Genomic DNA, 22,038 nt, shown 5'->3' on the forward strand with positions numbered 1-22,038 from the left:
ATCAGGAGCGATTATGATCAAAGAGAATCTTGAATTAGTCGAGAAAAATATAGTATCTGCCTGCGAGAAAGCCGGCAGAGACAGGAGTGAAGTGACACTGATCGCTGTAAGTAAGACCAAGCCCGTAAGTGACATAAGACAGGCAATGGACTGTGGTATTACAGTTTTTGGCGAGAATAAGGTCCAGGAGATCAAGGACAAGACAGAGGAGATAAAAGAGCCGCTTTCCTGGCATATGATAGGCCATCTTCAGGCCAACAAGGTAAAATATCTTCCCGGCAGAGTGTGCATGATCCACTCGGTTGACAATGTTAAGCTGGCTGCCGAGATAGAGAAGCAGTTTGCAAAGACTGATGAGGTAATTGATGTTCTGATCGAAGTAAACATGGCGCAGGAGGAGAGCAAGTTCGGTTTATCTGCAGAGGAAGTGCCTGATTTTGTAAAAGAGATTTCACAGTACCCTCACCTTAACATAAGAGGCCTTATGACAATAGCACCATACACTGAGGATGCTGAGAGTAACAGAGTATATTTTAAGGGCCTTAGAGAGTTAAAAGACAGAATTAACGAAATGAATATCCCGGGTGTAAAAATGGATACTCTCTCAATGGGAATGACAGGAGATTACCAGGTGGCAATCGAGGAAGGAGCCACATTTGTCAGGGTTGGAACAGGAATTTTCGGAGAGAGGGACTATACACATATTATTAAATAAATATAAACGAATTTACACTAAAAAAGCCAGATAGTATAATAAATTTGTATACGTTTTGGCTTTTTATTTGCAGTTAATCAGGAAGGCATCTATGCTCAGAACAGTTCCTTTATCTAAGGCATTATCAATTGATCAATTGAATCATCTGATAGATACAGGGCATGTTTTTGTCACTCCTTTTGGACTAAACAGGACCTGTTATATTGTTGTGAATCATAAGCCGTTTATGGTTATAGCAACCGACATATCAATCAGGGGCGTCCAGCTCTCGGGCTCATGGTATACATGGGAAGAAGTTGAGGCTATGGGCGGAGTATACGACTCTGAATTTGAAGCTCTTAAGGCAATTGCCGGTGGAGCCTGATAATACTACTACGTCTTTTCTGGAGGCATAAATTTTGGATTACGTTTTTTATTATATAGAAGCACATCTTGCCTGTTTTTTCATTCTTGCTCTGATCTACTATAAGATCGTAAAAGCAGTTAATAAACAGGCATCTTCTATCTATATAGCCAGACTTATCGGAATACTGATGCTTTACTTTTTAGCGGAGATATTCTGGGTGCTGGTTGATGGACGGGTCATAAAATATTCGATAACACTGACATATTTGTCCAATGTTTTCACTTACATTTTAATAACGATGGTAACTTACAACTGGTTTATTGTCTCCGAGTCGCTTCAGGGAGACGGTATTGTAGAGGACAGGAAAAAGAGGCGTCTTGTCTTTATACCTGTTATCATATCTGCAGTTCTCTGCATAACAGCATTTTGGACAGGGCTTCTTTATTATGTCGATGACAGTGGAACACTGGTAAACGGAAGATTTTATGTGATTCTGGTCATCATTCCTTTTGGATATATGATCGCATCATCCATAAAAGCTTTTTCCAGATTTGCCAATAAGGATAAGTACGCCGAGAGAGGAATCTATCTGATGATAGGTATCTTCCCATTTGCTCCTATTGTATGTGGAATCCTTCAGGCTAGTTTCTGGAGAGTGCCCTTCCTTTGCTATGGAGCGGTAGTTGCAGTGCTTTATGTATATACAACTATCCAGGACAATATGATTTCCATTGATCCGCTGACTCAGACCAATAACAGAAATCAGATGTATAAATTCCTGATTAAGAAAATGAGAAATGAAGAGAGCGGAATGAGTCTGTTCCTTCTCATGGTTGATGTGGATAAGCTTAGAACAATAAATGACGCCTTTGGACACACTGAGGGTGACAGAGCACTCATCAGAGTTGCAAGTGCTATTAAGGACGCCTGTCAGGGCCCGAGAGGAAGAATGTTTGTGTCCAGATACGGCGGAGATGAATTTGTGATCGTGGCTGAGATGGCTTATAGGGCAGAAGCTACATATCTTGCGGAGCAGATAAAAAACAATATCAGAAGATTATCTGATATTGAAGGAGCACCCTATGATGTAAGCGTAAGCATAGGAATAGCACAGTATGACTACAAGGCTCCTGTTTCACTCCAGGCCTTTATTGCCAGGGCTGATTCTGATCTGTATCAGAACAAAAAGATGAACAATGCTTAAAATAAAGAGCTTATCAGACTTATTATGACTCCTGTAAGAATAAATGCTGCAAGTATTGAAATGGCATAGATGAATTTCATGCGTCCCATAGGTCTTCTCCTTAGATGGTTATGTTAAAACGTGATATACTTATAATAGTATATCAGATTGGAGGGGCATAGGTATGCAGATTTATGTATCCGGCAGTGTACTTAGAAGCGGTGACGGTTCCATTGATCATCCTTTCAAAACAATACAGGAGGCCGCTCAGGCAGCTAAAGCGGGAGATACTGTATTTGTGGCTCCCGGTATATACAGAGAATGGGTAAAACCTGTAAACTCAGGAACTGAGAAGGACAGGATACAATATATCAGCACGTCACGTGGGGAAGCAATCATCACCGGCGCTGAGCGCCTTTCGGGGTGGGAGAGCTTTGAGAATGTATGGCGTGTCAGGATTCCAAACAGCTTCTTTGGGGATTACAATCCCTATATCGATGAAGTCAGAGGGGACTGGTTCTTCCCTTTTGAACACAATCCACACACAGGCGATATATATTTAGACGGAAAGTCTATGTACGAGGTCTTTGACCTCTCTCTTTGCATGCATCCACATAAGGATAAGAGGTCCTGGGATCCCGATTTTTCAACTTATGTATGGTTTACAGCCCAGGAGGACGGTAATACCGTAATCTACGCTAACTTCCAGGGAAAAGACCCGAATGAAGAAAATGTAGAGCTCTCTGTCAGGAAGGCATGCTTCTATCCGGAAAAGACAGGTATAAACTATATAACACTATGCGGATTTACCGTAAGATGTGCTGCCACCCAGTGGGCTCCGCCGACTGCTTACCAGGAAGGTATGGTAGGTCCTCACTGGTCCAAGGGATGGATCATCGAGGACTGCGAGATCTATGAATCAAAGTGCAGCGGAATATCTCTTGGCAAGTACTTCCAGAGAGGCAATAACAACAAGTGGTCCACTACCTTTGTAAAGATCGGAAGCCAGACTGAGAGAGATTGCATATGTCAGGCTGTAAATGAAGGATGGGATAAAGAGAGTGTCGGCTCGCATATCGTTAGACGCTGCGATATCCATGACTGTGGTCAGACAGGTATTGTAGGACATCTTGGCGGTGTTTTCAGTATCATTGAGGACAACCATATCCATCATATTAACAATAAGCATAATCTCGCAGGTGCTGAGATAGGTGGTATCAAGCTTCATGCAGCCATTGACACCATAATAAGGCGCAACCACATTGACCATTGTACCAGAGGACTCTGGCTTGACTGGCAGGCTCAGGGCACAAGGGTCACTCAGAACTTTATGCATGACAATGTTCCTCCGGAGGGTGCTATCATTGATAACAGCCTCTCACTTGGCGAGGATATTTTTGTTGAGGTTTCACACGGCCCTACACTTATAGATCATAACCTGCTTCTGTCACAGATTTCCTGCAGACTGAGCACACAGGGCCTTGCGTTTATACACAACCTGATCGCCGGATCATTTTCTTATGTTGGACAGGGAACTGATGATGGAACCAGAAAGATGACCACATCAAGGTTTACGCCTTACCATGTTCCTCACTCCACAAAGATTGCAGGATTTATGACAATCCAGCACGGAGATGCAAGGTTCTACAACAATATCTTTATTCAGCAGAAGGTCAGGCAGGATCTTTTGGATTTCTGCATTTCAGAAAACAGCGATACCATGGACCAGCACAACTTTATCTGCGGAACCTGCCCGTACAATAAGTTCCCGACGGCATCAGAGTATTTTGCCAAATTCACTAAGATACCGGCCTGGGAAGTAGGAAATGATATCTACTATTCATATCTGCCGGTATATACCGGAGGCAATGCCTACTACAACGGTGCAAGACCCTGCGATGGCGAGCTTGCTGCCCACGTTGATAAGGATCACAAGATCAGCTTATACCTTGATGAGGAGGATGGAAGATATACTCTTCACACAAACCTCTACGAGTATCTGCCAAGATCCTTTACTATGCCAATGAACACCGAGGCTCTTGGAATAGCTTTTGAGCCTGAGCAGAGATTTGAAAATCCCGATGGCAGTGCCATTATGTTTGATATGGACTACTTCGGAAGAAAGCGCGGAAGATTCCCTGTTGCAGGACCTTTTGAGGAGTGCAATACCGACAGGTTTACCGTTCAGACATCAGGCTTTGGACCATACAGGATCAAACATGCCGAAAGACCCAGGATCGAAGGCAAAAAAGATGAATTTGAAGATGTCAGAGAGGATGAGGAGCTGAGGGAAGATGTAGAGCCTGCAGTTTCTGAAGAAGTGCCTGAGACAGAAACGGAGAGAGAAGACATTCCTGAACCCGAGTCCTTTGTCGAGGAGATCAATTCCAACATTATGCTCACAGGGTGCGATGGCGCCGGGATCTCTTTTCCCTTCGAAGGAAGCCTGTTCCAGGTAAGAGATATGTTTGTTAAGGGCAATGAAGTCTGGCTGTACGACGGCGTAAATGATAAGCTGGTAGAGCTTGACTGTGAGTACGGAATTTATCATACTTTAAAGAAGTGGTCTGTGGGTGCTCTGCAGTCCATCGATGTATCGGATGACCCTAACTGTGAAGGCTTTGTTCGCACAGCCGGAACGCTCCTTTGCATCCTGAATAAGAGCATGGCCCATGACCCTGCAGATACCTGTGCTACAATTCAGGATAAGGTCAACTCCGGAATTGAGAGTAAAGGTATCAAGATGCGCTTTACCCCTAAGTACTTGAAGTTCATCAGGAACAAGAAGTTCATATCCCTGGAGGATGTTATCTACAGGATGAGCAAGGGCAATATGGATATAGTCACAGAGAGACTTGAAAAACTCTGATCAGAATAAAGAAAAAAGGTAATTAACGTTTATGGAGAGAAGAGCAAACTGGTATAAGCTCGACAATGCTGCGAAGATTGTACCTTCAACTGCAAAGGGAGCCAATACCAGAGTATTCAGACTTACATGCGAGCTGAAGGAGGAGGTTAATCCCGAAATCCTTCAGCAGGCGCTGGATGATACGATAGAGGAATTCCCGTTCTTTAACTGTGTTCTTCACAGGGGGATTTTCTGGTATTATCTCGAGGACAGCAATTTGATGGCCAAGGTGGAACAGGAACATACTCCTGCCTGCCTTCCTCTTTACATTCCCGGTAAAAAGAATCTTTTATATAGGGTCAACTACTTTAACAAGAGGATAAATCTTGAGATGTTCCACGTACTGGCAGACGGTACCGGAGCTTTCATGTTTTTCAAAAACCTTGTTACAAGGTACCTCCAGATAAAGCACAACCTCAGCGAGGATATTAAACCCTCCGATGATTTTTCTGTGGAAGAGAAGAATGTGGATGCCTTCACGGACAACTACTCCAAGCAAAAAGGTCTTAAGCAGCTGGGAGAGATGAGATCCGTTAAGGCTTATCAGGTAACGGGAGAAGTGGATGACAATCTTTTGCCACACCTTCTTGAGGGCACTGTATCTGCGTCCAAGTTCCTTGATCTTGCCCACAAGTATGAGTCAACGGTAGGCGTTTTGTGTGTCGCGCTGTACATAAAGGCCGTAATACAGGGCATGAACAGACATCAGATGAGAAGACATATCGTAGTCAGCGTACCTGTTAACCTACGTCAGTTCTATAAGAGCGGAACAGCAAGAAACTTCTTTGGTGTCATCAATATTGACTATGATCCGAAGAATTATGATGGTGAACTTAAGAGCATAATAGAGCCTGTTGCCAAGGACTTTAAGGAGAAGCTCTCAACTGAAAATATAGAAAAGACCATGAATTCCTACTCCTCTTTGGAGCACAACCTGGCAATCAAGATGGTTCCGCTTCCGATCAAGGACTTCACCATCGGAAGATTCGACAGAGCCGCCAAGAGAGGTGTTACAACATCAATGTCTAACCTTGGACAGATCAAGATGCCTCCGGAAGTTGCCGATTATATCGACAGGTTCAGCGCCTTTATGACTGCTTCGTCTCAGCAGGTGTGTGTATGCACCTTCAAGGACAAGATGGTATTCGGCGAGGTTTCGCCCTTCAAGACTCATAAGACCATGCTTAATTTCTTCAGATGTCTCTCTGAGGAGGGAATTGAAATTGAGCTTGGAACCAATGATTACGATATGTACGAGGAAAAAGAGTAAATGCAGATTTGTCAGAAATGTAATGTGAAAATAAGAGGCAGAAAGGAATGCTGCCCTCTGTGCCAGGGAAGACTTAAGGAAGTCGAGGGAGATGACAACCCATCATTCCCAATTCTTGAAAAGAGAAAGATCAGCAATATCACTTTCCTTAAGATGTGTACTTTTTTGTTTATAGCATCGGAGATAATCTTTGGGGCTATCAACATAATGACAAAAGGAGAGTTCTCTTTTATAGGCCCTGTTATGTTGGGGCTTTTTGTTGCCTGGATTGATGTCATTGCAACCATGTACCTCAGAAATAACCTTATCAAGGTCATAACTTTTGAGGTTGTCGTCGCAATTGTAGTTGATCTCTATATCGATATAAAGACCGGCTTCCATGGCTGGAGTGTCAATTGGATGATCCCAATGACACTGATAGGACTTGCCATCGCAACCAACATCATTGCGTGGGTGCTTAAACTTCGTCTTGACGAGTATATCCTGTACATTGTCCTTGATTTTGTAATGGCACTTGTTCAGATCATTTTTATCAGAAACGGCATGAATACTTTCCCATGGCCGGCAGTAGCAAGTATTATCACCTATATGATACTCATCGCGGCCCTGATAATTTTCAGATTCAGAGATCTTAAGAACGCATCGGAGAAGATGTTTAATATATGAGCATCAAGAACAGACTTAATAAAAACAACATCAAAAGAGGTCTTGTATTTGCCTCCAGAGCCGGGGATTTTGTAGAGAATTCCATAAGCAGAGCCATTGAGAATTCCGGAAGAAAGGCAGAGGATCTTCCAAAGGATCCCGAAAAGATGACATGGTACAGAGTACCGCTTGAAAAAGGACTTTCGGGGGATGGGTCAGAGTATTACATCTATGTAAAACTGGCTGATCCTGACAAGCTGTGCGTTTTTTTCTCGGGTGGAGGTGTGGCCTGGAATGAATATACCGCTGCAAGACCTGTTACCGGCGGAAAAGTGGCAGCAAGACAGCCGAACTTTTACTGGAACAATCTAAGGCCTTTTACCCAGCTTATGAATATAAATGTCGGTATCACCGATATTAAGAACGAGGCCAATCCCTTCAGGGACTGGAGCTTTGTTGTCATAACCTATGCAACGGGAGACTTCCACATCGGTAACCACGACTACCCATATAAGGCAGAGGACGGAAGCGATGAGATACTCCATTTCCATGGCTATATGAATTTCCTTGAGAGCATGAAGGTGGCAAAAGAGCTTTTTCCTGCGCCATCACACCTTCTTATAGCCGGCAATTCCGCCGGTGCTTTTGCTGTACCTGCTCTTGCGGGAGAAGTGGTGGATAACTATTATCCGAACGCAAGAAACATCACACTCTTTTCAGACAGTGGACAGCTCCTTTACAAGAAATGGCGCTCTACGGCCAAAAATATATGGCAGGCAAAAGAGAGCTTCTGGAAGCCTATCCATGGGGACAATATCACTCTGGAATGGTATAAGGACCTCTACAGCAAATACGGCGATAGATTTACTCTTTTGTATTCGAGCTCAATTCATGACTATCTTCTGAGTGCTTATTATAACGACATAATAAACAAGAAGTACGAGACGGATGCTGATGTGCAGAAGGAATATTACGATCAGCTCTGTGAGATGGTTCGCCAGTTAAAAGAGATAACACCTCATTTTGGGATTTTCTTGAATGAATGGAAAATCCCGCTCATTACCATGGGCGGGACTGTACATTGCAGTGTGAGAGAACCTCATTTTACGCTGTTTACTCAAAACGGGATCTCTATGGCTGACTGGCTTAAAGATGCAGTTGAAGGAAAAGTCTATGATGTGGGACTTGACCTTCTTAAAAACTCTTAATCAATAAAGCACTTCTCGATAAGAGCTTCATACTCCTCACGAAGAGATTCAGGAATATCATATTCATCAAGAGCCTCTGTAACTGACCAGTGCTCATTAATCATCGAACGAAGAATGTTGCGGATGACACTAAGATCAAGCGCTTCCAATGTCGCAGCTGTTGTCATATCTCTACCTCCTCACAATACTTTTACATAACACTTTAACTACCATATATTGTAGTATAAAATATTCTATATACAAGTATTGACATTTAGATTTGAGTTACTTTTGTAAAATATGCACAGAAACTTGAGGGGACTTTCATGCATATAACTACAATTGCACTTATAACCTCAATTATTGGGCTTATCAGCTCGTTTTTTCTGGTGGGGATAATTCCGTCACTGGTGTCATTTATTATGGGCATAAGACTGATCATTGAGGAAAAGTCCATAGATATAGTAAGGATCCTGGCGATTTCCTTTGCGGGAATTCTGCTTCCAATTGTCATGTATCTGAACACCTTTGGACTGCATCTTCCGACACCGGATGAGGGCGGCAGAAATTTTTATCAGCAGATAATGATAAACAATTATTCAAATCTTGCCAAAGGCCTGGGGATCATTAAGGAAGAGAATACGCTTCTTGCAGAAGGAAACGTAAGTGATTCTGCCGGCGAGGAGATGACCTATTACACCAATACTCCCAAGACTCACAGCGAAGAGGCGGCAAATAGTGCCGGCGCTTTAGCATCTTCCGAAAAGCTTCCGGAGATATTTGAAAGTCTTGACAGTATTGCTCCTGCTGAAAGGAATAAAGGAGGAATAATCTCCATCGCGCCATCTGATGATGACATGCCATCCTACGGCGGACTTCCGGTGGGTACCCTTATAGTAGCCCAGTATTTCAGGGAGGATGATCACAATGCCAATCCGATCCTGGTTTTGCAGAACAAATCAGGAGATTTGTGCAGATATGAGTGTATCTTTACGGCCAGAGACAAGGATGGAAATGAGATGGCAATCTCCGAGAAGACCGTGGAGGTTGTAAGGAACGGAAGTGTCTTTGTCTTCGAGGGAAGATTTGACAAAAAGGACCTTGGCGGAGGCATTCCCGATGCCTTTGAGTTCTCTATATCAAAACGTGATCCTTATGAAAAAGACATGTCGACAGACGTGGCAGTCTATACCGCGGTAGAAGGCAACTCTGCAATTCTTACGGCGGAGAATAAGTCTGACAAAAAGGTCAAAGTGGATGCTTATGTTCTTTTCTTTGATGGAAAAGAGCTTGTGGACTGCATGTGGATGATTCCCCAGAACACCGATGAAGTGTGCCTTGAGCCGGGAAGTGCAGCTTCCATTAAAGGTGATGCCTATTACAGGTTTGATCATGTAGAGACGTTTTATACGGCTTATGAGGCTGTAGGAGAATAAAAGATTTAAATATACTGCTCGTTATACTATAATAAACCTAGATATTATTACGATGACCATCAGGAGGAGACTATGGCACAGGAAAGAGAAGATCTGATACACTCACTGGCGAAATCTATGGGAGTGGGGGATGCACAGAAAGCGAAGTATACTTCCAATAAGTTCAACACTGAAACAGGTGCAATGTATGCCAACGGTCATGCGATTCCCAGAGGAACCATAGAGCAGGCTAAGGTATATTTTACAAATCAATATAGAAAGATCGCTGAAAAAGATGACGAGGGAGCCAAGGAAATGGCTATGCTCTATGAAGTGGCAGTTGAAGCCATAAATATGATGGTTGATAACACAAATACATCAGCAGACAGACCTCAGGTTTAATACCTGAGGTTTTTATTTTGCCTGTCGATATTTCTGACAATAGTGTCAATTATTGACGCTTATGCGCATTTTGTCAACTAAATGCTTTAATGCTTTAAAGCGTGTTGTGCATAATTTATACTTTTTGTATTGTATTATGCCGAAAATTGTACAATATATTTGTTAAATAGTACAAAAAATAAAAAAAGTATAAATAGGGCTATTGCAATTTGCACAAATAAGAGATATGATGATTTTGTCGTAAAGAACTGACCGACAGTCGATTCGAAGAGTTTTGATTTTTGGTATTGTTTGAAACGGTGACAGAATGAACGAGACATCCTGGTGTACATTAAAATTTATAGAGAGCCTTGAGAAAAGAGTAAGGGTTAAATGAGGGGGAACCTCATTTTACTTTGTTTGCTCTTTTTTTATTTATCAAAATAGAAATGAAAAACCGAGAATTTATTAACAAAATAGAGTCCAACCCTATCATCGCGGCAGTTAAAGATGATGACGGCCTTGAAGTGGCTCTGACAGAAGACATAGAGATCATATTTGTATTATACGGAGACATATGCAGCATACCTACCATAGTCGACAAGATCAAGAAAGCCGGTAAGGTTGCAATGGTACATGTGGATCTGATAACAGGACTTAATAACTCCAAGGACGTATGCCTTGACTTTATTAAGAACAACACAAAAGCAGATGGGATCATCACCACAAAGAGCAATCTCATCCAACATGCAAGAGAACTTGAGCTAAATACAGTGCTGAGATACTTCATACTGGATTCTCTGGCACTGCAGAACATAGAAAAGCAAGCAAGAAGCCCCGGAATAAAACCTGATATTATCGAGTTTTTACCGGGCATAGTTCTTCCGAAGATGATAAAGCGGATCAACAAGGTCAGCAGAGTTCCGATTATAGCCGGGGGGTTAATAGCGGACAAGGAAGATGTGATGAACGCACTGGATGCCGGGGCACTTGCAATTTCCACAACCAATCATGATGTGTGGGAGCTTTAAAGAGAAGTTAAAGCGAAGGGGCTTTAATAATATTATTTCTTTCACAAGAAAAAGGAGGGTTAAGTAATGGCAAAGTACGTTATGGCGCTGGATGCAGGTACAACAAGTAACAGATGTATCCTGTTCAACGAGAAGGGTGAGATGTGCTCTGTTGCTCAGAAGGAATTCACACAGTATTATCCTCAGCCCGGTTGGGTAGAGCATGATGCTAATGAAATCTGGCAGACACAGCTTTCAGTTGCTCGTGAGGCTATGGCTAAGGTTGGGGCAACCTACACAGACATCGCAGCAATCGGTATCACAAACCAGCGTGAAACAACAATCGTTTGGGAAAGAGCTACAGGTAAGCCTGTATATCATGCTATCGTATGGCAGTGCCGTAGAACAGCTGATATGAAGCAGGAACTTATGGAAAGTATCCCGGAATCGACAATGCAGCTTACAACAAGACAGGTCTTGTATTCGATCCTTATTTCTCAGGAACAAAGCTTCGTTGGATCCTTAACAACGTAGAAGGTGTTCGTGAGAAGGCTGAAAAGGGTGAGCTGTGCTTCGGTACTGTTGATTCCTGGCTTATCTTCAAACTTACAAAGGGTAAAGTACACGCTACTGATTACTCAAACGCATCAAGAACAATGATGTTCAACATCAACACTGTTGACTGGGATAAAGAACTTTGCGACCAGCTCGAAGTTCCTATGAGCATGCTTCCAAAGGCACTTCCTTCCAGCAGCACAGAGTATGGTGAGTCAGATCCTGAGTTCTTCGGCGGACCTATCAAGATCGCCGGTGTAGCAGGTGACCAGCAGGCAGCTCTGTTCGGACAGACCTGCTTCGAGTCAGGAATGGCTAAGAACACATACGGAACAGGATGCTTCATGTTGATGAACATCGGCACAAAGCCTCAGTTCCCTAACAACGGACTTCTTACTACTATCGCTTGGGGTCTCGACGGAAAGGTTGAGTACGCTCTCGAGGGTTCAATCTTCGTAGCAGGCGCAGCTATCCAGTGGCTTCGTGATGAGGTTAAGCTCGTTGATACATCACCTGATTCTGAGTACTTCGCAACTCAGGTTCCAGATACAAACGGATGCTACGTAGTTCCTGCATTTACAGGACTTGGTGCTCCTTATTGGGATCCTTACGCACGTGGAGCTATCACAGGACTTACACGTGGTGTTAACAAGAAACATATTATTCGTGCAACTCTTGAGTCACTTGCTCTTCAGACCAACGACGTTCTCGGAGCAATGGAAGAGGGTTCAGGAATCAAGCTTGCAGCTCTTAAGGTTGACGGTGGTGCCTGCAAGAATAACTTCCTTATGCAGTTCCAGTCAGATATTATCAATGCTCCTGTACATCGTCCTGTATGTGTTGAGACAACAGCTATGGGCGCATCTTACCTGGCAGGTCTTGCAGTTGGCTTCTGGTCAAGCAAGGAAGATGTTATCAAGAACTGGGCTATCGACAGAGAGTTTGAGCCTTCAATGACAGAAGAGGCTCGTGCTGAGAAGCTTAAAGGCTGGAAGCAGGCTGTTAAAGCAACTCTTGGATGGGCTAAGGGCTGATACATATTAACTTAAGTGAGGAAAAAATCACATATAAAAGGGGGTATTTATTATGAGCATTTATTTAGGCGAGTTTATCGGAACACTTATTCTGGTACTCCTCGGAGATGGCGTTTGCTGTAACGTATCACTTGAGAAGTCAGGATTTAAGGGCGGCGGAGCTGTTCACATCCTTATCGGATGGGGAATGGCAGTTATGGTTCCGGCATTTGCAATGAGCAACTTCACAGGATGCCCTTCAGCATTCAACCCTGCAGTTACAATTGGTATCGCTATCAGAAGCGGTGACTGGTCAACAGTTGCAGGACAGATTATTGCTCAGATGCTCGGCGGCTTCTGCGGCGCAGCTATCCTTATGGTTCTCTACGGAGATCACATCAAGGCTACAGCTAATGATGATGTTGTTCGCGGATGCTTCTGCACAGCACCTTCAATTCCTAACCAGGTTCTGAACTTCCTTTCAGAGTTCTGCGCTACATTCATCCTTGTATTCACACTGGCTCTGATCCCTGCTGGCTCAGACCGCACTGTATGGGTTCTCGTATACGGCGTAATCGTTGCATGCGGCGCTTCCTTCGGTGGACTTACAGGATACGCTATGAACGCAGCAAGAGATACAGCTCCTCGTATTGCTTATCAGCTCCTTGCTCCTAACTTCGGCAAGAAGAACGGCAACTGGGGTTATGGCTGGATCCCTGCAGTAGCTCCTATCTGCGGCGGTATCGTTGCATCTCTTCTTTACAACGTTCTTGCAGGCGCTGGAATGTTTGGCTGATTTAAATGCTAATCGAATAGGATTTGTGCTTGAACAAAGACCAAATAGTAGTATCATAGAATTAACTTTATATTGAACGGGAGGCGAGAGTGAGCACATATACTGTGGGGAACACAGTTTGCTTTCTCTCGCCTTTTTCAAGTTTAGGGTGTATCCCATGCCCAATGAAAAAAGGAGATTATTATGTTGTACGATGTGATCGTAATCGGAGCCGGTGTTACCGGGTCTGCAGTCGCAAGAGAGCTGTCCCGTTATGAGACAAATGTCTGCGTACTGGAGAAATGCGAAGATGTTTGTGAGGGAACATCAAAAGCCAATTCCGCTATCGTTCATGCCGGATTTGATGCAGCTGAAGGCTCGCTTATGGCCAAGCTCAATGTCAGAGGCAATGAAATGATGGGTGATCTTGCAAAAGACCTTGATATTCCGTTTAAGAGAAACGGAGCAATGGTCGTATGTATCCACAAGGAAGCTCTTGATGGACTTAAAGACCTCTATAACAGAGGTATTGCCAACGGAGTTAAGGAACTTAAGATCCTTAACAGAGAGGAAGCTCTTGAGATGGAGCCAAACCTTTCTGAGAACGTTGAGGGAGCACTCTGGGCTCCTACAAGCGGAATCATCTGTCCTTTCGAGCTCAATATTGCTATGGCAGAGAATGCCAACATGAATGGCGTTGATTTCCGTTTCAATACAGAAGTTGAAGATATTAAAAAAGGTGAAGACGGCAATTGGCACTTAAGGACTAACAACGGCGAGTATGTTGCAAGATACGTTGTTAATGCTGCAGGTGTATATGCTGATACAATACATAATATGGTAAGTGCAGACAAGATCCATATTACACCAAGAAGAGGAGACTATTGTCTTCTTGATAAGACTGTTGGCGGACATGTTAAACACACGATCTTCCCTCAGCCCACAAATCTTGGTAAGGGTGTTCTTGTTTCACCTACAATCCATGGCAACCTTATTGTTGGACCTACAGCTGTGGATATTGAGAACAAGGAAGGCAACAACACAACAGCAGCCGGCATCGATGATCTTATTGCTAAGGCCGGTGATCATGTAAGAAATCTTCCTATCAGAAATGTCATCACATCCTTTGCTGGACTTCGTGCCCACGAATCACATCACGAGTTCATCATCAAGGAAGTTGACGATGCGCCACACTTTATTGACTGCGCAGGCATTGAGTCTCCCGGACTTACAAGTAGCCCTGCTATCGGCGAGATGGTCGGCAACATGATGAAGGATATGATGGGACTTAAGGAGAAGGCTAACTGGATCAGCACTCGTAAGGGTGTTAAGAAGACTGAAGGCCTCTCAGTAGAAGAGAGAAATGCTCTTATTAAAGAGAATCCCGCATATGGTACCATCATCTGCAGATGCGAATCCATCACAGAGGGTGAGATCCTTGATGCGATCCACAGACCACTTGGCGCAAGAAGCCTTGATGGCGTAAAGCGCAGAACAAGAGCGGGCATGGGAAGATGCCAAGCTGGTTTCTGCTCACCGAGAACAATGGAAATCCTTCACCGCGAACTGGGTATTCCTTATGAGAAGATCACAAAGAGCGGCGGTAAGTCAAACATTGTCCTTGAGAGAACAAAAGGGGAGGTAAGCGGGTCATGAAGACATATGATATCGTAATAGTAGGCGGCGGCCCTGCCGGACTCGCAGCAGCTGTAGCAGCCAAGGAAGCCGGCAATGACAGCATCCTTATTCTCGAGAGAGACCATGAGCTTGGTGGAATCTTAAATCAGTGTATCCACAACGGATTCGGACTTCATACCTTTAAGGAAGAGCTCACAGGTCCCGAGTATGCATATCGTTTTATCAAGCAGGTTCTTGATCTTGGTATTGAGTATAAGCTAAATACCATGGTTATGGACATCGCTGCAGACAAGACTGTAACAGCCATGAACAGAGAAGACGGAATGTTCCAGATTCCTGCCAAGGCAGTTATCCTTGCAATGGGCTGCAGAGAAAGACCTCGTGGAGCCCTGAACATTCCGGGATATCGTCCTGCAGGTATTTTCTCAGCAGGTACTGCACAGAGACTTGTAAATATAGAAGGCTACATGCCCGGTCGTGAGGTTGTAATCCTTGGATCCGGTGATATCGGACTTATCATGGCCCGCAGAATGACCTTCGAAGGCGCCAAGGTTAAGGTTGTAGCAGAGCTTATGCCTTACTCAGGCGGACTTAAGAGAAACATCGTTCAGTGTCTTGATGATTACGGAATTCCTCTTAAGCTTTCACATACCGTTGTTGATATAGAGGGAAAAGACCATGTAACAGCCGTTACAATCGCTGAGGTCGGACCTGACAGAAAGCCTATCCCCGGAACAGAAGAGAGATATACCTGTGATACACTCCTTCTTTCCTGCGGACTTATTCCTGAGAATGAGCTCTCAAGATCAGCCGGCGTAACAATGAACCCTGTTACATCAGGACCTGTTGTTAACGAGTCTCTTGAGACCAACATCCCCGGTGTATTTGCCTGCGGTAACGTTCTTCATGTACATGACCTTGTTGACTACGTATCTGAGGAAGCTAAGAGAGCCGGACAGAATGCTGTTAAGTACATCGCAGACGGATGTAAGGAAGCTGAGGGTGCAAATGTTATTGAGCTGTGTGCAACAGACGGCGCAAGATATACAGTACCAAGCACCATCAACAAAGACAGAATGGATGACCTTCTCACAGTAAGATTCAGAGTAGGTGATGTTTATAAGAATTCCTTCGTAAGTGTATACTTCGATGATGAGAGAGTAATGCACAACGAAAAGAGAATCCTGGCACCCGGTGAGATGGAGCAGATCATTCTTCAGAAAAAGAAACTCGATGAGTATCCAAATCTTAAGAAGATAACTGTAAAGATAGAAAAGGAGTAAGGCTTATGGAAACCAGAGAATTAACATGTATCGGATGTCCTATGGGGTGCCTTGTTACAGTTACTTTGGATAATGGAGAAGTTAAAGAGGTAACAGGTAACACATGTGCCAAGGGCGATATTTACGCCAGAAAAGAAGTGGTCAATCCCACAAGAATTGTTACCAGCACTGTTAAGATCGTAGGCGGTGACAAGGAAAGAGTTTCTGTTAAGACTGCAAACGACATTCCAAAGAGCAAGATCTTTGAGGTAATGAAAGACATTGATGCAGCAGAGGCTAAGGCTCCTGCCCACATCGGTGATGTTCTTATAAAAGATGTTGCCGGAACAGGCGTTGACGTAGTTGCTACAAGAAATGTAGAAGCAATTTAAAAAAAGCTATTGCAACTTTTATGTGATAGGAATAGAATACAAGGTGTACTAGTTCAGATAGTACACCTTGTATTTTTTTGTGCAGAGCACAAGCAGAGCTCATGTCGGGGATAAGCAAAACGTGGAGGTTACCATGAATTTGATCGACTACCAGGATAGCAGGCCTATCTACGAACAAATTGTTGAAAACTTCAAAATGCAGATCTACAAAGGAATCCTTCAGGAGGGGGACCAGATGCCCTCAGTAAGAAACCTTGCTGTGGAGCTTTCCACCAATCCCAACACGGTCCAGAAAGCCTATGCTGAGCTTGAGAGACAGGGATTTATCTATACAGTGAAAGGCAGGGGTAACTTTGTCAAAGGAGGGGACATTCTTTTAGAAGGCAAGAAGTCTGAACTGGTTAAAGAGATAGTTGAGCTCTTTACAGAAGCCCATGAGATAGGGCTTTCATTGGATGAGCTTGTTGAGGAGATAAAAAAGCATTTGGATAAGCTTGGGGAGGGTAAGCATGATTGAATTACTGAATCTTGAAAAATCATTTGACGACATAAAAGCTGTCAATCGTGTTTCACTAAACATCTTAGACGGCGAGGTCTTTGGGCTGGTCGGAACCAACGGGGCAGGAAAGAGTACAATACTCAGGATCATATCAGGAGTCATAAAGCCTGATGAAGGAATTGTGCTGGTGGATAAGAGACCTGTTTACGATAACCCTGAGGTTAAGAGAGATGTCTTTTACATATCAGACGATCAGTACTTTCTTCCGAATTCAACGCCCGAAGAGATGGCAGTATATTACGAGAATATCTACCGGAGCTTTGATAAGCTGAGATTTTACAAGCTCTGCAGCGGCTTTGGACTGGATGTAAAGAGAAGGATAAACACTTTCTCAAAGGGTATGAAGAAGCAGGTTTCAATTCTTCTTGGAATCTGTGCGGGTACAAAGTATCTTTTGTGCGATGAGACCTTTGATGGCCTTGATCCGGTTGTAAGGCAGGGGGTTAAGAGTCTTTTTGCAGGAGAGATGGCAGATAGAGGACTGACACCGGTTATCGCTTCCCACAACTTAAGAGAGCTTGAAGATATCTGCGATCACATAGGTCTTCTTCATCAGGGCGGAGTGATCCTCTCGGAAGACATTGAGGATATGAAGATCAAGATGCAGAAGGTACAGTGTGTATTTGCTTCAGAGGAAGATGAAAAGAAAGCACTTGAAGGCCTCAACGTTCTTCTTCATGAGACCAGGGGAAGACTTCACACCATCACAATAAGAGGTGAGAGAGAAGAGATAGAGAGGGCCTTTGGCAGAGGTAATCCAATCTTCTTTGAAGTTCTGGCACTTTCATTGGAAGAAATCTTTATCAGTGAAACGGAGGTAGTTGGGTATGACATCCGCAAATTTGTCCTTGGATGAGAAACTTAAGAATCACAGAACATATTTAAACAGGACCCTTTGGTCCGGATATATTGCGCTTCCTTTTTTGGCAGCATATTTTATTCTTGGTGTTATCATGATGATCTCAAGGACCATCAATTATGCAGCAAGATATAACCAGAGTGATGCTGTGCTGTATCAGGAGAAGCTAAGAGCAGTATCAAGAGTACTCGGCGTTGAACAGTTTGGATTTGTTATTGTCATCGGTATAGCTGTTATGTTCGCTCTTCAGGGCTTTTCATATGTCTTTGATACCAGCAAGCTGGACTTTTACTTAAGCCAGCCTACTACCAAGGCACAGAGGATTGCCAAGAATTATTTCAATGCGATCACATCATTCCTGATAATGTATGTTGGATGCGAGATCATTGCGCTTGTTATCGCAGCATGTATGGGAGCAGTAGGTAAGTACCTGTATCTGTCGGTTCTTATTGAGACTATAAGAGCATTTAATCTGTTCTTTGCCTTTTACAACATAACAGTTCTGGCAGTGATGTTAAGTGGAAGCCTTCCGATCGCAATTCTGCTTACCGGATGCTTTGCTTTTATATCAATACTTTTTGCAGGAGAGCTTTACTTCTTTAACGGCATGTTTTTTGCTACTCATAGCTCAATGCAGCCATTTAAAGCATGGTTTTCTCCTTTGTATGACAGATTCGGAATTTATCTGACTCTTGTTGATGAACAACGATCATCATATGCGCTTATTAGTCATGAGTATATAAGCGGTGTTATTGCCAGGATACTTCCTAAGGAGATCGACACCCTTGTAACCGGACTTATTGCATTTGTTTTTGCTCTTATCTTTGCAAAAATGAGACAGGCAGAGTGGGCAGGAAAGGGTATTGTTATAAGGCCCTTCAGATGGCTTGTTAAGATCGTAGTCTGTGTTGCAGCAGGTCTTGGAGTGGGCTACATCGTATATCTTGTCTATGAGACTGTATGGTCACAGAGGCTCTTTACTCAGATGTGTCTGATCATGGCTCTGACTACAATCGTTACCGGATGCATTGCTGAAGTAATCCTTGAGGGAAATATCAGGAGAGTATTTAAGGGCAAGGCCCAGACTATTATGGCTTTGGCAATAGTTCTTTTGATATTCACTATCTACAGAGGAGACCTTCTTGGATTTGACAGCTATGTACCTGCTGCTGACAAGATTGAGAGCTGCGCTATCGTAAACAATGCAAGGTCATTTAATCTTTTAAATGTATTGGCTAACGGCAGTATTTATGATGAAGAACTGATGACCATAACCAATACGGAAGATTTCGTAAAGATCGCATCCGCCGGAATGGAAAACAGAAAGCTTCAGAAAAAGAATTATGATGACAATATTTACGATTCCATGGGCTATGAGCTTGAAATCCTTTATAGATTGAAGAACGGCAGAAAGGTTTACAGATACATTACCGTTCCCTATGACACAGTAAACGAAGAACTGGCAAGGATAGTTGACAGTGAAGAGTTTAAGAGAGGATATTTTGATATCTTTAACGATGGACTTGTAAGAGAGCTTGATGTTCCTTCTCTCCATAATCTTGTATACGATTCTATGGGCGCATCAGAGAGCACCAAGAATTTCTCTTATGAAGAGTTTAGTGAAGCTTATAGAAAAGACATTCTGGACAACTACAGTTTTGAATACGCAAGTAAGAACATGCCTATAGGATGCGTGAACTATGAAGGCAACAGCGAGAATTACGTATACGGAAGCATGGATGTGTTTGAGACTTATACCAATACAATAGCTTATCTTAAAAAGCTTGGCATTTATATCGACTATAAGATTGATGCCTCAGATATAAGAGAGATCAAGGTTAACAACTACTACCCGGGATATGACCTGGAAACCGAATCAATCAGCGACCCGGATCCAAACGTTGAGACTTCTCACGCGACCTATACGGATCCTGAGCAGATAAAAGAGCTTTTGGAGGCATCGGTGTACAGTAATACATATAATCCCTGGTTTGACTATCGTCTGTTTAATGATCAGTATTCGGTTGAAATACTAAGAGACGGTAATTACCAGTATTCGAGCTTGTATTGCTCAATTCTAAAAGGGAAGGTTCCGCAGTTTGTTAAAGAAGATACCAACTAAATTTAAAAGCCTTTCCGCAAACAGGAAAAGAAGACTGGTTTCATGGGCATTCTTGTTGCCATCCCTGCTTGGAGTACTTCTGTTTTTTGTAGCTCCCTTCATAGTGGTCATCTTTTATTCGGTGATAGATAACCCGATCAGGATGAACTTTGTGGGACTTAAGAACTACGTCAATGTATGGAACAATGCAGCATTTAAACAGGCAGGACTGAACACGTTGCAGTTTTCTGTAGTGGCAGTGCCTTTGGCAGTTGTGCTATCACTGTTTTTGGCGGCGGTGATGGAATCAAGAATACCGGGAAAGAGCTATTTCAGAACGAGCTTCTTAAGCCCTCTTATGGTTCCTATCGCATCGGTAGTACTTATCTGGCAGGTGCTGTTTAACTATAACGGACTGGTCAATGATTTCCTCGGGAAATTCGGAATAGCCAAGACAGATTTCCTTAAGTCGGACAAAGCTATGTACGTTATCTTAGCTCTTTTCCTGTGGAAGAATCTTGGATATAACATGATCCTGTTTATGGCAGCTCTGGCCAGTATCCCCAAGGACCTTTTGGAGGTGGCGGCCTTGGAGCATGCCAATAAATACCAGATTTTCTGGTATATAAAGGTGAGATACATGTCCTCCACGATCTTATTTGTGGCCATCATGTCCCTTATTAATTCCTTTAAGGTATTCAGGGAAGTGTATCTTATGACGGGAGATCACCCTTACGAAACGCTATATATGCTTCAGCATTTCATGAATAATACCTTCGCTTCGCTGGACTATCAGAAGCTTTCAGCTGCAGCGATCATAATGTTTATTGTGGTCTCAGCCCTGGTCTTTGTGATGTTAAAGGTAGAAAACTTGTATGGAAGGGATGTTGAAGGCTGATGAGACAGCTGACAAGGCCATTACTTAGAGCCTATAAACGAAAAAAGAGAATAAATGATCTTAAAACAGTTATTGTAACTACGGCTGCAATAGTTTTTGCTATCATTTTCCTGATGCCAATCATACTCACTGTTACAAACTCCTTTATGTCGGCATCGGAGATAGCTTCAAACTATGGAAGTATATTTGCGACTACTGAAAAGGGCGGGAAAGTATTTGTGTCAAACAAAGTAAACCTAAAGCTCATACCCGACATGATAACCTTTGCGCAGTACATTTCAGTTCTTTTCAAGAGTCCACAGTATCTTTTAAAGTTTTGGAATTCAGTGTTCTACACACTTCCCATTGTAGTAGTGCAGCTGGCTATTGCAGCGCTTTCTGCCTACGGCTTTTCAAGGTACGACTCTAAGGCTAAAAGAGCGATATTTTTTGCTTATATCATTATCATGCTCATGCCTTATCAGGTTACACTGGTACCAAACTTTCTGGTATCAAAATCTTTGGGGCTTTACGGCACCAAATGGGCTATACTGCTTCCGGGATTCTTTAGTCCCTTCGCTGTCTACCTTCTTACGAAATTCATGAGAAGGATACCTACTGAAGTTATGGAGGCAGCAAGGGTCGACGGTGCAGGCGAGTGGATGATCTTTTCCAGGATATGCCTTCCGCTGTGTAAGGGAGGTCTGGCATCCATAGCCATTCTGATATTTTTTGATTATTGGAATATGGTGGAACAGCCACTGGTTCTTTTACCGGATTCGGATATGCATCCGCTCTCGGTATTTTTGTCCAGGATAAACACAGGGGAGATAAGCCTGGCATTTGCTGTGGCGGTGATATATCTCATTCCGCCGCTTCTGATATTTTTATATGGAGAAGATTATCTGGTAGAGGGAATTTCTTACCAGGGAGGAATCAAGGGTTAA

General features: G+C 43.2%; 20 protein-coding genes and 1 pseudogene. 20 read left to right on the forward strand and 1 reads right to left on the reverse strand.

What is annotated here, in order from left to right; translation table 11 throughout:
• The first annotated feature begins 13 nt into the window (after nt 1–13).
• From G633_RS0101010 to G633_RS0101045, 7 genes are all read left to right on the forward strand, one after another.
• Complete coding sequence (locus G633_RS0101010; RefSeq protein WP_022768800.1) at nt 14–715, forward strand: YggS family pyridoxal phosphate-dependent enzyme; 702 nt, start codon at nt 14–16, stop codon at nt 713–715.
• A gap of 91 nt (nt 716–806) precedes the next feature.
• Entirely contained in the window at nt 807–1,079 is a 273-nt protein-coding gene (locus G633_RS0101015) for a hypothetical protein (RefSeq protein ID WP_022768799.1), read from the forward strand.
• A gap of 34 nt (nt 1,080–1,113) precedes the next feature.
• Nucleotides 1,114–2,265 (forward strand): GGDEF domain-containing protein, encoded by a 1,152-nt coding sequence (locus G633_RS0101020; RefSeq protein ID WP_022768797.1) that lies wholly within the window; start codon nt 1,114–1,116, stop codon nt 2,263–2,265.
• Nucleotides 2,266–2,428: 163 nt separating this feature from the next.
• A complete protein-coding gene (locus tag G633_RS16955) occupies nt 2,429–5,113 on the forward strand; it encodes a right-handed parallel beta-helix repeat-containing protein (protein ID WP_081664657.1) in 2,685 nt (894 codons plus the stop codon).
• A gap of 31 nt (nt 5,114–5,144) precedes the next feature.
• Complete coding sequence (locus G633_RS0101035) at nt 5,145–6,422, forward strand: hypothetical protein (RefSeq protein ID WP_026518843.1); 1,278 nt, start codon at nt 5,145–5,147, stop codon at nt 6,420–6,422.
• A 24-nt stretch (nt 6,423–6,446) separates the two neighbouring features.
• Complete coding sequence (locus G633_RS0101040; protein WP_155834898.1) at nt 6,447–7,088, forward strand: DUF6320 domain-containing protein; 642 nt, start codon at nt 6,447–6,449, stop codon at nt 7,086–7,088.
• Nucleotides 7,085–8,275 carry a pectin acetylesterase-family hydrolase gene (locus tag G633_RS0101045; RefSeq protein ID WP_026518845.1) on the forward strand — a complete coding sequence of 397 codons (1,191 nt, stop codon included), beginning with the start codon at nt 7,085–7,087 and terminating at the stop codon, nt 8,273–8,275. Before G633_RS0101040 ends, G633_RS0101045 begins: the two co-directional genes overlap by 4 nt.
• Here G633_RS0101045 and G633_RS19855 read toward each other — a convergent pair.
• Nucleotides 8,272–8,442, reverse strand: a complete 171-nt coding sequence (locus tag G633_RS19855) for a hypothetical protein (protein WP_022768789.1) — start codon at nt 8,440–8,442, stop codon at nt 8,272–8,274. The genes G633_RS0101045 and G633_RS19855 overlap by 4 nt on opposite strands.
• Nucleotides 8,443–8,676: 234 nt before the next feature.
• Here G633_RS19855 and G633_RS0101055 point away from each other — a divergent pair, with 234 nt between their 5' ends.
• The 13 genes and pseudogenes from G633_RS0101055 to G633_RS0101115 all read left to right on the forward strand — a co-directional run bounded on the left by G633_RS0101055 (nt 8,677) and on the right by G633_RS0101115 (nt 22,038).
• Nucleotides 8,677–9,690 carry a hypothetical protein gene (locus G633_RS0101055; RefSeq protein ID WP_207638095.1) on the forward strand — a complete coding sequence of 338 codons (1,014 nt, stop codon included), beginning with the start codon at nt 8,677–8,679 and terminating at the stop codon, nt 9,688–9,690.
• Between the two features lie 72 nt (nt 9,691–9,762).
• A complete protein-coding gene (locus G633_RS0101060; protein ID WP_026518847.1) occupies nt 9,763–10,071 on the forward strand; it encodes a hypothetical protein in 309 nt (102 codons plus the stop codon).
• A 428-nt stretch (nt 10,072–10,499) separates the two neighbouring features.
• Nucleotides 10,500–11,081 carry a glycerol-3-phosphate responsive antiterminator gene (locus G633_RS0101065; protein ID WP_026518848.1) on the forward strand — a complete coding sequence of 194 codons (582 nt, stop codon included), beginning with the start codon at nt 10,500–10,502 and terminating at the stop codon, nt 11,079–11,081.
• A gap of 66 nt (nt 11,082–11,147) precedes the next feature.
• A pseudogene (glpK, locus tag G633_RS16960) lies at nt 11,148–12,649 on the forward strand (glycerol kinase GlpK).
• A gap of 52 nt (nt 12,650–12,701) precedes the next feature.
• Complete coding sequence (locus G633_RS0101075; protein WP_022768782.1) at nt 12,702–13,424, forward strand: MIP/aquaporin family protein; 723 nt, start codon at nt 12,702–12,704, stop codon at nt 13,422–13,424.
• 186 nt (nt 13,425–13,610) lie between these two features.
• Nucleotides 13,611–15,059, forward strand: coding sequence for an NAD(P)/FAD-dependent oxidoreductase (locus G633_RS0101080; protein WP_026512510.1), 1,449 nt, complete (start codon nt 13,611–13,613; stop codon nt 15,057–15,059).
• Nucleotides 15,056–16,324 (forward strand): NAD(P)/FAD-dependent oxidoreductase, encoded by a 1,269-nt coding sequence (locus G633_RS0101085; RefSeq protein WP_022768779.1) that lies wholly within the window; start codon nt 15,056–15,058, stop codon nt 16,322–16,324. The genes G633_RS0101080 and G633_RS0101085 overlap by 4 nt, the downstream gene beginning before the upstream one ends.
• Before the next feature lie 5 nt (nt 16,325–16,329).
• Nucleotides 16,330–16,695 carry a DUF1667 domain-containing protein gene (locus tag G633_RS0101090; protein ID WP_022763714.1) on the forward strand — a complete coding sequence of 122 codons (366 nt, stop codon included), beginning with the start codon at nt 16,330–16,332 and terminating at the stop codon, nt 16,693–16,695.
• Nucleotides 16,696–16,828: 133 nt separating this feature from the next.
• Complete coding sequence (locus G633_RS0101095) at nt 16,829–17,212, forward strand: GntR family transcriptional regulator (protein WP_022768777.1); 384 nt, start codon at nt 16,829–16,831, stop codon at nt 17,210–17,212.
• Nucleotides 17,205–18,110, forward strand: a complete 906-nt coding sequence (locus G633_RS0101100) for an ABC transporter ATP-binding protein (protein WP_026518849.1) — start codon at nt 17,205–17,207, stop codon at nt 18,108–18,110. Before G633_RS0101095 ends, G633_RS0101100 begins: the two co-directional genes overlap by 8 nt.
• Complete coding sequence (locus G633_RS0101105) at nt 18,082–20,235, forward strand: DUF6449 domain-containing protein (protein WP_026518850.1); 2,154 nt, start codon at nt 18,082–18,084, stop codon at nt 20,233–20,235. Before G633_RS0101100 ends, G633_RS0101105 begins: the two co-directional genes overlap by 29 nt.
• Nucleotides 20,213–21,112: a carbohydrate ABC transporter permease gene (locus G633_RS0101110; RefSeq protein WP_022768773.1), complete on the forward strand. Its 900-nt coding sequence runs from the start codon at nt 20,213–20,215 to the stop codon at nt 21,110–21,112. Before G633_RS0101105 ends, G633_RS0101110 begins: the two co-directional genes overlap by 23 nt.
• Entirely contained in the window at nt 21,112–22,038 is a 927-nt protein-coding gene (locus tag G633_RS0101115; protein ID WP_022768772.1) for a carbohydrate ABC transporter permease, read from the forward strand. Before G633_RS0101110 ends, G633_RS0101115 begins: the two co-directional genes overlap by 1 nt.

This window comes from Butyrivibrio sp. FCS006, from assembly GCF_000424525.1.
Classification (GTDB): domain Bacteria; phylum Bacillota; class Clostridia; order Lachnospirales; family Lachnospiraceae; genus Butyrivibrio.

Coding starts and splice junctions, on each gene's coding strand:
- G633_RS19855 (WP_022768789.1), bottom strand. CDS start 8,442: ATGACAACAGCTGCGACATTGGAAGCGCTTGATCTTAGTGTCATCCGC.
- G633_RS0101060 (WP_026518847.1), top strand. CDS start 9,763: ATGGCACAGGAAAGAGAAGATCTGATACACTCACTGGCGAAATCTATG.
- G633_RS0101015 (WP_022768799.1), top strand. CDS start 807: ATGCTCAGAACAGTTCCTTTATCTAAGGCATTATCAATTGATCAATTG.
- G633_RS0101065 (WP_026518848.1), top strand. CDS start 10,500: ATGAAAAACCGAGAATTTATTAACAAAATAGAGTCCAACCCTATCATC.
- G633_RS0101035 (WP_026518843.1), top strand. CDS start 5,145: ATGGAGAGAAGAGCAAACTGGTATAAGCTCGACAATGCTGCGAAGATT.
- G633_RS0101045 (WP_026518845.1), top strand. CDS start 7,085: ATGAGCATCAAGAACAGACTTAATAAAAACAACATCAAAAGAGGTCTT.
- G633_RS16955 (WP_081664657.1), top strand. CDS start 2,429: ATGCAGATTTATGTATCCGGCAGTGTACTTAGAAGCGGTGACGGTTCC.
- G633_RS0101010 (WP_022768800.1), top strand. CDS start 14: ATGATCAAAGAGAATCTTGAATTAGTCGAGAAAAATATAGTATCTGCC.
- G633_RS0101105 (WP_026518850.1), top strand. CDS start 18,082: ATGACATCCGCAAATTTGTCCTTGGATGAGAAACTTAAGAATCACAGA.
- G633_RS0101075 (WP_022768782.1), top strand. CDS start 12,702: ATGAGCATTTATTTAGGCGAGTTTATCGGAACACTTATTCTGGTACTC.
- G633_RS0101115 (WP_022768772.1), top strand. CDS start 21,112: ATGAGACAGCTGACAAGGCCATTACTTAGAGCCTATAAACGAAAAAAG.
- G633_RS0101095 (WP_022768777.1), top strand. CDS start 16,829: ATGAATTTGATCGACTACCAGGATAGCAGGCCTATCTACGAACAAATT.
- G633_RS0101100 (WP_026518849.1), top strand. CDS start 17,205: ATGATTGAATTACTGAATCTTGAAAAATCATTTGACGACATAAAAGCT.
- G633_RS0101090 (WP_022763714.1), top strand. CDS start 16,330: ATGGAAACCAGAGAATTAACATGTATCGGATGTCCTATGGGGTGCCTT.
- G633_RS0101085 (WP_022768779.1), top strand. CDS start 15,056: ATGAAGACATATGATATCGTAATAGTAGGCGGCGGCCCTGCCGGACTC.
- G633_RS0101055 (WP_207638095.1), top strand. CDS start 8,677: ATGGGCATAAGACTGATCATTGAGGAAAAGTCCATAGATATAGTAAGG.